The sequence below is a fragment of the Trichocoleus sp. DQ-U1 genome, assembly GCF_039961925.1.
Taxonomy (GTDB): Bacteria; Cyanobacteriota; Cyanobacteriia; order Cyanobacteriales; family FACHB-T130; genus FACHB-T130.
In genome coordinates, this window is sequence record NZ_JAMPKB010000021.1 from 74,545 (window position 1) to 88,311 (window position 13,767).

General features: G+C 48.6%; 10 protein-coding genes. 5 read left to right on the plus strand and 5 right to left on the minus strand.

Translation table 11 applies throughout. The features are described from left to right. Positions 1–185 precede the first annotated feature (185 nt). Positions 186–1,130: a cobalamin-binding protein gene (locus NDI34_RS11475; protein ID WP_348232701.1), complete on the minus strand. Its 945-nt coding sequence runs from the start codon at positions 1,128–1,130 to the stop codon at positions 186–188. 124 nt (positions 1,131–1,254) lie between these two features. Here NDI34_RS11475 and NDI34_RS11480 point away from each other — a divergent pair, with 124 nt between their 5' ends. The 3 genes from NDI34_RS11480 to rpsD all read left to right on the plus strand — a co-directional run bounded on the left by NDI34_RS11480 (position 1,255) and on the right by rpsD (position 5,971). Continuing rightward, a complete protein-coding gene (locus NDI34_RS11480) occupies positions 1,255–4,818 on the plus strand; it encodes a PAS domain S-box protein (protein WP_348232702.1) in 3,564 nt (1,187 codons plus the stop codon). Then, positions 4,815–5,255: a response regulator gene (locus NDI34_RS11485; protein ID WP_339380773.1), complete on the plus strand. Its 441-nt coding sequence runs from the start codon at positions 4,815–4,817 to the stop codon at positions 5,253–5,255. Before NDI34_RS11480 ends, NDI34_RS11485 begins: the two co-directional genes overlap by 4 nt. A gap of 107 nt (positions 5,256–5,362) precedes the next feature. Continuing rightward, a complete protein-coding gene (gene rpsD / locus NDI34_RS11490; protein ID WP_190414721.1) occupies positions 5,363–5,971 on the plus strand; it encodes a 30S ribosomal protein S4 in 609 nt (202 codons plus the stop codon). A gap of 61 nt (positions 5,972–6,032) precedes the next feature. Here rpsD and moaA read toward each other — a convergent pair whose 3' ends face one another. Both moaA and NDI34_RS11500 read right to left on the minus strand, forming a co-directional pair. Next, the gene (gene moaA / locus NDI34_RS11495; protein WP_348232703.1) at positions 6,033–7,019 is read right to left on the minus strand and encodes a GTP 3',8-cyclase MoaA; all 987 of its coding nucleotides are present in this window, start codon (positions 7,017–7,019) and stop codon (positions 6,033–6,035) included. 44 nt (positions 7,020–7,063) lie between these two features. Further along, positions 7,064–8,491, minus strand: coding sequence for an MFS transporter (locus NDI34_RS11500; protein WP_348232709.1), 1,428 nt, complete (start codon positions 8,489–8,491; stop codon positions 7,064–7,066). Positions 8,492–9,284: 793 nt separating this feature from the next. Here NDI34_RS11500 and NDI34_RS11505 point away from each other — a divergent pair. Beyond that, positions 9,285–10,499: a pentapeptide repeat-containing protein gene (locus tag NDI34_RS11505; protein WP_348232704.1), complete on the plus strand. Its 1,215-nt coding sequence runs from the start codon at positions 9,285–9,287 to the stop codon at positions 10,497–10,499. An 821-nt stretch (positions 10,500–11,320) separates the two neighbouring features. After that, a complete protein-coding gene (locus NDI34_RS11510) occupies positions 11,321–12,535 on the plus strand; it encodes a pentapeptide repeat-containing protein (RefSeq protein WP_190437867.1) in 1,215 nt (404 codons plus the stop codon). 97 nt (positions 12,536–12,632) lie between these two features. On the opposite strand, the gene NDI34_RS11515 is transcribed toward NDI34_RS11510, so the two are convergent. Beyond that, a complete protein-coding gene (locus NDI34_RS11515; RefSeq protein WP_190414726.1) occupies positions 12,633–12,854 on the minus strand; it encodes a hypothetical protein in 222 nt (73 codons plus the stop codon). A gap of 94 nt (positions 12,855–12,948) precedes the next feature. After that, a partial coding sequence (locus tag NDI34_RS11520; RefSeq protein WP_348232705.1) for a DUF4157 domain-containing protein occupies positions 12,949–13,767 on the minus strand: 819 nt, incomplete at its 5' end.

A 13,767-nucleotide genomic window follows, 5' to 3' on the forward strand; every position in this document is an offset into this window, starting at 1 on the left:
TCCGTTGTCATGCTACGTGCAACTTCTTTGCAAGTTCCGCAGCAAGTCAGACGAAAAAATCAACCCTCAGCTAGATTCGGGCAGACACACCTTCAGGTAGCAGCACTTCTAAACTACTATCTTCATCTGGATAGTAGAGCGAGGTCAGCCCTAAGATAGATTTTTTTGTGAAGAAAGTATGCTTTCTATACCGGAGAATGATTTAATAAGCACTCCCAGCCAGTACCCTCGTATCCAAAATGGAAGCTTTCGGGATGCAGAATTTCGGCTAAGATTTCCAGGGAATCTACCAAACGGGGGCCGGGACGGTTGAAGTAGGCGTTGCCATCGGTGATGTAAACCCTGCCGGTTTGTACCGCTTGTAAGCTTTGCCATTCGGGACGTTGAAGCAGCGGCATTGCCTCAGCGCGAGTACGGTTTAAATCGAAGCCACAGGGCATGAAGATAATGGCAGTCGGGTTAGAGGTTGCGATCGCTTCCCACTTCAACCACGGCGAATGTTCACCCTCAACACCGAACAGAGATTGACCTCCAGCCATTTTGACTAATTCAGGAATCCAATTTCCCGCTGCCATCAGGGGATCGATCCACTCGATACAGGCAACTGTAGGACGGGCGCTGTCAGGAAGTGCTTGCGTCTTTTGCACGCAAGCGTCGATGCGAGACTGTAACCCAGCTAGCACGGGTGGCGCTGCGACACCCAAGGCATCAGCGACTCGTTGAATATCTGCCCAGACATCGCTTAAAAAATTAGGCTGTAAGGAAATAATCTGCGGCTGAGAGTGCGTGAGCGTAGCAACCGCTTGCTCGACTTCTGAGAGGCTGACAGCACAGACTTCACACTGAGCTTGAGTCAAAATGTGGGTGGGTTGCAGCTGTTCGAGAACGTCGGTTTTGACTTGGTAAACACTCAGAGCAGATTGCAACAAATCTGTAACGCGATCGTGAATTTCCGGACTGGTGCCTTCGGGGTTAAATTTGGGCTGGGTGCAGACGCGCAAATTTTGGATTTCTGGCGGATAGTCGCATTCATGCGATCGCCCGACAATCGCCTGAGTTAGCCCCAAGATCGCTAAAATTTCCGTAGCGCTGGGAATCAGAGAGACAATTTTTAGGTTTGAATGAGTCACTTTTCCAACTCCTTTAGCAGCCTCGATCGAGAACTCATCATCAATTCTTGCTATCAAACAGTTCCAGGATGGCGCTGACGCCGTTAAAGAAAACAGCTCCTTTGGTTAGGGCTAAACCACGAATATGCCTCAATCTCATTCTCGTCTACTTTCTTTCCTGCAAATCGCGTCTCCAGCTGCGATCGCGATCGCGTTTCCACTTGGCTGTTTGGTGATGCTCGATTGGCTGTTCGAGCTTCCTTTCCTCAAGAATGTATTTCCACAGCACTCCCACAGCGACATCGGACTGGCAATCCTTGGAGTGATAAACGCGGTGGTTTTTGGCATCCTGGTTTGGTGGAATGTGAAAACATTAAAAACCATAGACTCCCAACGGCAACAAGCAGAAGAAGAACTGCGCCAACTCAATGCAGAACTGGAGGAGCGAGTCGAGCAGAGTACGGCACAATTGAGGCAAGCCAACGAACAATTGAGGCAAGCCAACGAACAATTGGCAAGCGAAATCGCCGAACGCAAGCAAGCAGAGGAGACACTCTCCCACCGCCAGCAGGAATCCAAAGCCGTGCTTGAAAATGCGCCCGATGCGATAATGCGTCTTGACAGACAAATGCGTTATGTATATGTCAATTCATTTGTCGAGCGGAGCACGGCAATGCCAGCGCAGGCATTCATCGGCAAGACTCCCGAACAAGCCGGCTCACCAAAAGAGTTGTGCCAGCTTTGGGAAGATACCCTGCGGATGGTTTTTGAAACAGGTCAAGAACAAGCGATTGAATTCCAGACTGTCACGGTAAACGGATTCCGCAACTTTCAATCGCGTGTGGTTCCGGAGTTTAACCAGCAAGGTGAAATCGAAACTGCCTTGGTTGTGAGCCGCGACATCAGCGATCTCAAACGCGCCGAGGCAGCTCTCCAAAAAGAACGAGAATTCTTAAAAGTATTGCTAGATAACGTAGAAGCCGGAATCGTTGCTTGTGATGCCAACGGTGTCCTGACTCTGTTTAATCAGGCTTCACGAGCCTTTCATGGCTTGCCAGAACAACCGCTTCCGGCTGAGCAGTGGGCAGAATACTACGATTTATATATGTCCGACGGCAAAACGCCTATGAAGCGGGAAGATATCCCGCTGTTTCGAGCGTTACAAGGGGAGCATGTCCGCGATGTAGAAATGGTCATCGCCCCAAATTCAGGCAAATTTCGCACCTTACTAGCGAGCGGACAGGCATTCTTTGATTCGCAGGGAACAAAGCTGGGTGCGGTTGTTGCCATGCACGATATCACTGAGCGCAAACGAGTAGAGGAGGCACTGCGAGAAAGCGAGGAACGGCTACAGGCGATCGTAGATAATTCCACAGCGCTGATTTATCTAACGGATACTCAACACAGAATTCTGCTGATCAACCGCAGGTGTGAAGATTTGTTTGACCTGAATAAAGAGCAGACGATTGGTAAAAGCTTGTACGATATCTGGTCGAATGCGATCGCCGATGCCTTTGTCAAGAATAACCAAAAGGTACTCGCAGCCCAAATTCCGATAGAAATTGAAGAAGTTGCCCCTCACGACGATGAGTTACACACCTACATTTCAATCAAGTTTCCCCTTTATGACGCTAGTGGCGTTGTTTATGCCGTTTGTGGAATTTCCACCGACATCACCGAACGCAAGCAGATAGAGGAACACATTCGCACCCTGAACGCCGATCTTGAGGAGCAAGTGAACGAGCGGACAGCAGAGCTAAGGCTGATCAACCAAGCATTGCAAAGTGAAATCAGCGAGCGTCAGCGGGCAGAAGAAGAACGCGCCCAACTCTTGCTCCGCGAACAGGAAGCTCGTGAATTAGCCGAAGCAAGCGAACAGCGCTATCGCTTTCTCGCTGAATCCATCCCGCAGATAGTCTGGACTGTAGACTCAGATAGTGATTTCGATTACGTCAATCAGCGCTGGGTTGATTACAGCGGATTAACCCTCTCACAAAGCCAGGGTGACGGATGGTTCTCTGTCCTACATCCGGACGATCGGCTGGTGTCGATACAGCGGTGCCATCAATCTGCGGAGGCGGGCGAGAGTTACGAAATCGAAAATCGCTTCAAACGGGCTGCGGACGGACAATATCGCTGGCACCTAACTCGCGCAGTGCCGATGAAAGATCCTACCGGACGAATCGTTAAGTGGTTCGGCACCTGCACAGACATCGACGACCAGAAACATACGGCGGAGGCGCTGCGAGAAAGCGAGGCGCGGTTGCAGGCGATTCTAGATAACATTCCGGCAGTTATCTACCTCAAGGACACTGAGGGCAAGTTTATTTTTATTAATCGCCAGTTTGAAATTCTTTTTCATATTGATGGAGAAAAGGTTAAAAGCAAGACTGATTACGATCTCTTCCCCAAAGAAATGGCGGATGTATTTCGGGCGAACGATCGAAAGGTACTTGAAGCCAGAACTGCTGTGGAGTGGGAAGAAGTTGTGCCTCAAGATGACGGACTACACACGTACATTTCGACTAAGTTTCCCCTGTGCGACGCGGCTGGAGTTCCTTATGGAGTTTGCGGCATCTCCACCGACATCACCAAACGCAAACGAGCCGAGGAGGCATTACAAGAAAGCGAAGCTCGGTTTAGGCGCGTCGTTGAATCCAACATGATTGGGATTCTCTTCTGGGATGTGTCAGGTAACGTTACAGAAGCCAACAACGCCTTCTTAGAGATGGTCGGGTACACGCGGGAGGATCTGCTTTTAGGGAAAGTGCATTGGAAAAAGATGACTCCTGTGGAATATAACTATCTCGATGAAAAGGGAGTCCAGGAGCTAGCCGCGACGGGGATTTGTAGCCCCTTTGAGAAGGAATATATTCGTAAAGATGGCAGTCGCATCCCTGTTTTGCTCGGCGGTGCTGTGCTGGAAGGATCTCAAGATAAAGGTGTGTGCTTTGTCATTGACATCACTGAGCGTAAGCGGATGGAGGAGGCTCTCTTCAAACAAGCACAAGAACTCGCTCGTTCTAATGCGGAACTGGAACAATTCGCTTATGTAGCTTCCCATGACTTGCAGGAACCGCTGCGAATGGTTGCCAGCTACACCCAGCTTCTGTCTCGGCGCTACAAAGGGAGACTGGATGAGGACGCCGACGATTTTATTGATTTTGCCGTCGATGGCGCGAACCGCATGCAACGGCTGATTCAAGATTTGTTGGAGTATTCGCGCCTGGGAACGCGAAGTCGGGAATTTGAGATGGAGGATTGCGATCGCTCTTTTGAGGAAGCGATCGCGAATCTGCAAATTGCGATCGCCGAAAATAATGCCACCATTACCCGCGATCCCCTACCCTCGGTGAGGGGGGATGCGACTCAAATCGGGCAGCTGTTACAGAACTTAATTGGGAATGGAATCAAGTTTCGTAAAGATGCCCCCCCCCAGGTTCACGTTTCCGCTCAAACAAGCGAAAATGAATGGGTCTTCTCAGTCCGCGATAACGGTATTGGGATTGCCCCAGCTCATCAAGCACGAATTTTTGTCATTTTTCAACGTTTGCACGCACGCGAAACCTATCCTGGTAACGGAATTGGTTTAGCTATCTGCAAAAAAATCGTCGATCGACACGGTGGGCGGATCTGGGTGGATTCTGAATGGGGACAGGGAAGTGTATTCTACTTTACAATTCCCAGAACAGGAGAGAACCCAAGGTGAATCTGGGTAATAGACCCGTAGAAATCCTGCTAGTTGAAGACAATGAGGGTGATATTCGGCTCACCCAAGAAGCATTTAGAGACAGTCAGGTTGGGAATCACCTGAATGTTGTCCGGGATGGTGTTGAAGCGATCGCCTTCCTCAAAAGAGAAGAAAAGTATGCCAATGCCGTTCGTCCCGATATTATCCTCCTTGACCTCAATTTACCGAAGCGCAACGGTATTGAAGTGTTGGCAGAAATCAAGCAGGATGACCAGCTTAAAAGGATTCCTGTCATTGTTCTGACCTCCTCCCAAGCCGAACCAGATATTCTCAGCAGCTACGATTTACATGCCAACTGTTTCATCAGTAAGCCGATTGACCTAGATCGGTTCCTGCGGGTGGTGCAGTCAATCGAGGACTTCTGGCTCACTATCGTCAAACTCCCCCCAGAATAGAAAAAGCGAACCAAAAAATATTTTTTGGATCACTTTAAATTTCTCCTAGATTGGGCTTACAATGATAGTTTTGGTTAAAGTCTGAAGGGTACACAAGAGGAAGCTATATGTCCCGATATCGAGGCCCACGCCTCAGAATTGTGCGTCGTCTGGGCGATCTGCCCGGTTTAACTCGCAAATCAGCCCGCCGTGCATATCCACCAGGACAGCATGGTCAAGCCCGGAAGAAGCGCTCAGAGTATGCTGTCCGACTAGAGGAAAAGCAGAAACTCCGCTTCAATTATGGCTTAAGTGAAAAGCAGCTGCTGCGTTACGTGCGGAAAGCACGTCGCGCCACGGGTTCCACGGGTCAAGCATTGCTGCAACTGTTAGAAATGCGTCTGGATAACACCGTTTTCCGGATGGGGATGGCTCCCACGATTCCTGGGGCGCGTCAGCTAGTCAATCACGGTCATGTGTTGGTGAATGGTCGTGCGGTGAATATTCCCAGCTATCAGTGCCGTCCGGGAGAGGTCATCAGTGTCCGAGATAAGGAAGGATCTCGCCGGTTAGTGCAACAGAACCTGGAATATCCAGGTTTGGCAAATATGCCCAGCCATCTAGAGTTTGACAAAACCAAGATGACTGGCAGAGTCAACGGCGTGATTGAGCGCGAATGGATCGCGCTGCAAATCAACGAACTGCTGGTGGTTGAGTACTACTCACGCCAAGCTTAAGATAGTTTTGAGTTTTGAGTTTTGAATAATTCAGGACTCATTCAAAACTCAAAATTATTTTTTAGCCCCCAATTTGCGACATGGTGCGGCTATACGCACCAGTCGTGCCAGCATCTCTCTGCTTATAGTTAATCTCTGGTTTCATTAACAGCAATTGCTGCACTTGATTGCGGAGTTCGGCTGTATTAACACCGGCGCGGAGGGCGGTTTTTAGGTCAATTTGACCCGTCTCATTCAGCAGACAGGGACGCAACCAGCCATCCGCAGATAGACGCATCCGGTTACAGCGATCGCAAAAACACTCGGACATCTGACTAATAAATCCTAGCGTCCCTTTGGCTCCGGGAATCTGGAAGACATCGGCGGGACCGTTACCCCGAACAAAAGATTCTGTCAATCCAAAGATGTCGCGGATGCATTGGCGCAAATCGGCGGATGCCACCCAACCATTTCCGACAAATAACCGATCGTTGCCAATTGGCATAAACTCAATAAACCGGACGTGCCAATGCCGGTCAATTGTTAACGCAGCCAGATCCAGCACTTCTTGGTCGTTCACACCGGGAATAACTACCACATTCAGCTTCAGAGGATCGAACCCGACGCGATGGGCGGCTTGAATTCCGTCCCAAACTTTCTGCCACTGAGAACGACCGCGATTGCCGATAATTTTGTCAAAGGTTTCGGGATTGAGCGAATCCAGACTGATATTCAGGCGTCGCAACCCGGCGTCGTAGAGTTGTTGGGCGATTGGGGCGAGTAAAAACCCGTTGGTGGTCATTGAGAGGTCTTGCGTGTCCGGCAGGGACGCGATCGCCTCCACCAACTCCACCACCCGCGGACGCAGTAGCGGTTCGCCCCCAGTTAGACGAAATCGAGTAAATCCTACCGGGATAAATACCTCTTCGATCAGGGTGAGCAATTCTTCATCAGTTAACAGCTGTTGCTGCAAAATGTAGTCAAGCTCAGCACCCTCCGGCATACAGTACTGACACCGGAAATTGCAGCGGTCAATTAAGCTAATCCGAAGGTAGTCTACCTGATTCATGTTTTTTTGGGGTTGATGAGAACACCAACCCCTAACCCCTACCCTTATTCTGATCCATTTGTCAGTGGATCTACAGTAATTGGGGCCCGAAGCGGCACAAGTTGCAGTTTCGGCGAAATGAGCGATCGCCAAACCTTCCGAATCGGATGACTGCGATGCTCCTTGACAAAGACTAAAGGCAGGATAGCCACAAGTCGTAAAACAGCAGACAGAGCAAACACGGTTGGCAAGCCACCGAAATTGTCCAACTCAGCCAGAAATCCCCCGACAGTCGTTCCCAGTGCGCCACTGACACCCGCAACCGCCGCAGCGATCGCAAAGTAAGCAGATTGATGGCGTCCTGCTGCCACAGCCATTTGCAAATTATTGGTACACAAGTCAATCGCTGCCCAGGTGCCACCCATGAACAGGTGTAAAAGCGGGAACCAAACCCAAACCGAAACTGGGTCAGCTCCCAGCCCCAGCCAGAGTAAAGGTGTCAGTGCTGCCAACACCCCCACAAATACCAGAAGCGGACGATTCCCAATTCGGTCTGCCAGCTTCCCCCATACCACCATCATTACCAAGGTAGCCGCCGCCGTTAAGCTGCTATAGAGCGTTACCCAGCTGACATCGATATTCAGGTTGTCCAGCAGATAGAGACCGAAGAAAGGAGTGCAGATATTAACCGCAAATGCCCAAAAGCTAAAGTAAAGCAGAAACCTGACAAAATTGCCATTTTTGAGCAGAGCGATCGCAGTTCCCCAACGCTCAGTTTCCCCTGCCTCGTCAGCAGTGCCGTGCTGCGTCTGGGGATTCACATCCACCATGAAAAACTGACAGCCCAAACTAATTAACCCAATGATGACTCCCAAGAACAAGACCACACCGTATCCCTGAAGCGGCCCGCCAGGCCAAACCGACACGGCTAGACCGAGCAGCGGTACGGAGAGCAGAGTGGTCAAGCTGATAGCACTGTTGCGAAAGCCAAAATATCGCCCCCGCAACCGTTCCGGAACCAACGCCGCCATCCAGCTGAGCCAGTTAGCACTGCCCAAGCTGCCAATGATATTGGTTGCCAAGACGATTGCTAATGTCCAGCTGACCAGGTTGGGCGAATTCGTTGGGTGCCAGCAACTCCAACCAATTCCCGCCACTAAAATTAGCCACAGCAGCCGCGACGGGCCGTAGATCCAGACATTAAACCAGTGGCGACTGATGGTTCGTTCTGACAGATACGCTCCTAGTGGTTGCAGCAAATTCACCAGCATGGGGACGGACGACAACATCCCAATCTCCATTGGGCTTGCACCTAATTGGAGTAAGAAATTACTGAGCAGGACGCCGCCGGTAATGCCGCCAAACACGACAGCAAAGACAGCATCCCAAGTAGACGCTTTTAGGCTAGACCGAATTACCTGTTTGGAAAGTTTGGAAGGTGAATTGGAAGAAACTACCAGCGGGGAAGCGGCGGGAGTTTCTAAAACCTCCAAAGCTGGAAGAGATACGGTTTCAGCTGGGACTTGCAACGGTAAACTCCTCGACTGGTTTAGATAGGCTGGAATAGGGAACCACTGACTTTGTCTCTATTAAAGAACCCTCTTGCCGACAGCACGGACGACAGCCTTGTCTGTCTTGGCTCGAAGATGGACGTTTTAGAAGGATAGACTGAGAATTCTAGGTTGGGCAGCTTCCCGCAGTCAGATAACTTTCTCAATCCTTTGAAACAAACATTCAAAATAATTAAATCTCTCTGCCGCTAGTTAATAAATGGTAGCAATTGTGTATCAGACCAGTGGACGTAAAACCAATACATCTTCACTTAACCTTTCCCCTAGAAAAGGCTGATTTCGTGGTTTCCCCTGGCCTTGTAAGGAAGGATTCAGGGGTTAGATTTGTCTGAGTGGAGGAAAAATTGAGCGCCAAACTTTTCTCCCTTAAACATCCCTTTCCCACTTTTTCTACCCAAAGACGGACTGGCGAGTAACAGCACTTGAAATCTCGGTTCTCTTCGTCAGAGTAGAGTCGCTGCCTCTTCTAGGGTTCCCAAGAAACCTCAGTGAATATCTACAAGCCGGTTAATGAATTGCTCGAACTGCCATTGTCCAAAGCCTTTTCTTTCAGAAAACGGCGATTTCAGTAGTCTTTTGAGAATTTGTAACCAGTATCATCTCTATATCAGGGCGCAGGAGAACCGATTTAAACCGCCAAGACATCGTTGGTACCCTTTAGGGGTGCCTAACCAAAAATCATCGCATCTGCCAAAAGAGAGGGGAGCTGAAGTGCATGGCAAACAAGCAACAGCGAGCTTTACTCAAGCAAGGAGTAGAAGCTTGGAATAAGTGGCGTAAATTGAGTCCGGGAATCCCGCCAAATTTAATTGGAGCCGATTTACGCCAGGAAGATTTGGGTGGAGTTAACCTGGCGGGGGCGTCTCTGTGCAGTGCTGACCTGAGTGGAGCCAATCTGATGCAGGCATCTCTGCATCGAACAGACCTTCGGGGTGCGGATTTGAGGGGAGCATCCCTGAGTAAAGCGGACTTGTCAGAGGCAGATATCACTGAAGCTAATCTCAGCGAAGCCTACCTATTTGAGGCGAACCTGAGCCGAGTAAACCTTGAAGGTGCAGATATGCACTGGGTCTACCTGGGTAAAGCTGATTTGTCTGGGGCGAATTTGGTTGGGGCGAACCTTAGAGAGGTAGATATGCGGGGAGCCAATCTAATCGGGGCGAACCTTCGCGAGGCGGATTTGTTTAAAGCGAATCTAATTGGGGCGGATTTACAAGGAGCCGATCTGCGCGGGACGAATTTGGGTGAGGCTAACTTAATGGGGGCAAGGTTGCTCAAGACTAACTTTGAGAATGCAAACCTAGAGGGTTGTTTAGTTTATGGGATTTCGTCTTGGGGGTTAAAGTTGGAAGGAGCCAACCAGTCAAATTTGGTGATTACTCCGCCAGATTATCCAGCGATCGCACTGGATAATCTGGAAGTGGCGACATTTATGTACTTGTTGCTGAATCACCAGAAAATCCGCGAGGTTTTTCCCTCAATAGCCTCCAATATCGTGCCGATCTTGGGCAGTTTCAAAGCAGATGGGCGGAAAGATTTTCTGGAGGGGCTTCGCAATGCCCTTCGCCAACATGACTATTTGCCTTTGTCGGTGGAGTTGGAAAAAGCAGCGACGCCTGAACTCGCAGAGGCAATCTCCACCGTAGTTGGGATGGCGAAGTTTATGATTGTGGATTTCACGGACGCTAGCAGCATCCCCCAAGAATTACTGAAAATTCTCCAGGGTATCCCTTTGGTGCCGGTGCAACCGTTAGTGCAAGTGGATAGCGTGGATAGCAAAGAGGTAGCTGTGTTGAAGGAGTTTCAGGAATATCCTTACGCTCAACCCATTTACCAGTATCAGAATCTTGAAGATGCGATCGCTTCTGTAGAAGAAAAAATTATTGCCCCTGCTGAGGCAAAGGCGAATGATTTACTGAGCGGACGTTAGGGATGCCAATCCCTTACCTCTACGATGGCTGACGCTGATTTGATTGTTTGCTGAAATCGCCATCTTGCTTAGAATGTCTTCCGTAACTACGGAAACGAGGTTCGTAGCTAAAACTACAAACTACCGTCTCTATTGGCATGGCACACCTGGTAAGTTTTTCCGGAATTTGCGGGCGCGTGTCGAAAAAAACTGGCAAGGCTCTTGACAAAGCTCTGCTTACTTCGGTGGAAACTGAGTTTTAATTTTACCGAGTAGTTTTTCTAGAATTGCGTACCGAGCGGATGAGCGATCGCGAAGCCGATAACAAAGCGATTAAACTGACAAATGTTTTTCACCTTATCCAAGAACGGCTATAAAGCAATCACAGTATGCTTTATAGTCTAAATAAAACCCTTGGCATTATCGCTAAATGCGATCGCTTTTCCCCTCTTCTTCTGGTGTGCCCCCGTAATCTCACGTAGTTCAAAACAAAAGCCTTTTTTGTTGTTATGCATATTATGTTATTTCTGTCTGTATCCTTAGTAACATTTATGGCAAGTTTTATCTTTAAGCTCAGTAAATATACTACTTGTTTAAAGATTGTGTAAATATGTACTCTTAATGGTAGTCAGACTCAAGACGTATTCCTTAAGATATAGATCATCAAATTAAACCATTTACGTGTAATTACGTAGTTACTTAATTTGTTAAATCCAAAATTACAAAAATTAGCTGCCTGCAAAAGCGTAAAGTCGCTGGTCGCAATCACTTGAAGTATGTTTGGATATCTGAGTTCAAGTCCTGAATGTTTCTGAATTTAGAGAGGATTTATGGAAAGCTATATGGTAAAAAACAACATAGATTTTAAAACAAACCCGACAGGAATTGAAATTGAAACCCGGTTGAAAAATCGGACAAATAAGCAACAATTGGATCTGCTCAGACAAGGAGTGAAAGCCTGGAATGAGGAAAGACAACAGAATCCTCAAATCCGACCAGACCTAAAGATGGCTAACCTTAAACGAGTCAACCTCAGCACAGCCAATCTCAGCGGGGCAGACCTCTCCTTAGTCAACTTCAGCGGGGCTAATCTGACCTCGGCTAACCTGAGCGGAGCCAACCTTAGCAGAGCCAACCTCAGCGGGGCAGACTTGAGATGGGCAGATCTCAGCGGCGCACTCCTAGATGGGACAGACCTCAATGGCGCACTCCTAAGTGCTGCCAATCTCAGCAAGGCAAAATTCAACAAAACCAACTTAAAAGGGGCAGTCCTGAGCGGAAGCAACTTGAGCAATTCAGAAATCAGTGAAGCCAACTTCAGTGGGGCAGACCTGAGATGGGCAAACCTGAGACGAGCAGTTGTCAGCGTGGCAGACTTCCGCAAGACAGACCTGAGATGGGCAAACTTGAGTGAGGCTCAGGTGGTGCGGACAAATCTAGAGGGAGCCAACCTTGAGGAGTGTTCAATTTATGGGATTTCCACTTTGGGATTAAAACTGAAGGGAGCCAAGCAGTTGAGCCTAGTCATCACTACTTTTGGCGAACCCGCGATCGCAGTGGACAATCTGGAAGTTGCCGAGTTTATCAGTCGGCTGCTCAACACTCAAAAAATCCCCGATTTCAATAACACTATCTCTTCTAAAGTCATACTGGTTCTGGGTCGCTGCACCCAGGAGCGCAAGCCAATCTTGGATGCACTTCGCAAATATAACTATTTGCCGGTGGTTATAGACTGCGAGACATCGACAAGTAAAGACCTGACGGAAACCATCTCGACGCTGGCTCAAATTTCGCGGTTCATCATTGCCGATCTCACCGATCCTAGAAGTATTCCTCAAGAATTGCACGCCATTATTCCCAATCTGCAATCGGTGCCGGTGCAGCCATTGCTACATACTTCAGCCCAGAAAGAATACGCGATGTTTGAAGATTTCCAACGCTATCCTTGGGTGTTGGAAACATATTGGTATAACGCTTTTGAGGAAGCGATCGCCTCTTTTAAGAACAAAGTCATTGTCCCTGCTGAAGCGAAGGCAAGGGCTTTATTAGGCGGTTGATTGAGATCGGTGGCAACTTGCGATAACAATCATTGATCGATCGTTATCTTCTACCTGATACCTTACCCCTGCACGATGATTGCAGGGGTTTTACTGCCTATGATGCTTGTTGACGCAGTTTTTCGACATACTGCTCAAACTCTTGCTCAGAAACATAATCTATTTCCCCGTCTCCCAAAGTAATCTTTGAAAGATACTGCATTGCACGCTTAAACTCGCCAGTATCCCACTCATAGGCAAGAACATCCATGCCCCCGTCTTCGGTCTCGATTGCCTTAACGGGTCGATCTCCTACAATGCAGTAGAGTGGTAAGTCCATAATATGATGATCCGCTAGTTAACTTGATTCGCTGCTTGTACCGATTCTATTGAGTGCATACCGACATTACTTTGAGTTATCCAGTCAATGTCAATCATCCACCCGCGTTCGCTAAAGCCTGATCGTAAAGTGCTTTTGCTTCTGCATTAAGCTGATCAATTTTTGCTTTTTCTTCTGAGCTTAAAGCCCGATCGGCTGTTTGAGCTGCTGCCTCTATTTTCCGAACCTCTTCATATATTTTATGCCCTGCACCTGACTTAACCTCTAGAATTTGGGTTAGATGGAGTTGCAATTCCGCAATATGACCATTTGATAACTGAACGTTTAGAAGAATATCGCGATAGCCAGCCGGAGTGGGTTGTGCAAAGCGATTCTTTTCTCGCACCAGCGTTAAATTTCGATTGCAGACATCTAGCCCACCCATTAAGTCAGGAAATGACTTGTAAACTATAGAACCGCGTGCAATATCTACTAATTTAGAAACATCCCCCTTGTAATCAGCCATTGTTTTCTCCATTGCTCGTTCTCGCCCTTTTAAGGCTTGAGGTAGCTTTGCCACCCCAGAAGTCTCACTGGCAATTTGAGTGACTTTTTCGTACAGTTCCGGTTGAGCTTCTTCTGCTTGTTTGTAGAGTTTGTCTAAATCTCCTGCCACATCTCCACTAAATCCTGCTGTTGACTGTGCAGGACTTTGATCGCCTTGGCGCTGAATAACGGACTTTTGCTGCGGTTGCAGCGATCGCTGTACTGCACTACCATTCTGCTGAACAACGTGCGTCAACTCGTGGGCAATCAACTCCTGCCCACCCCGGCTTCCCGGTTCATACGCTCCCTCCCGGAAGAAAATATCTTGCCCAGTCGTAAATGCCTTTGCCTGGATTGAGCGATTCAACTGGTTAGATTGAGCATCCGT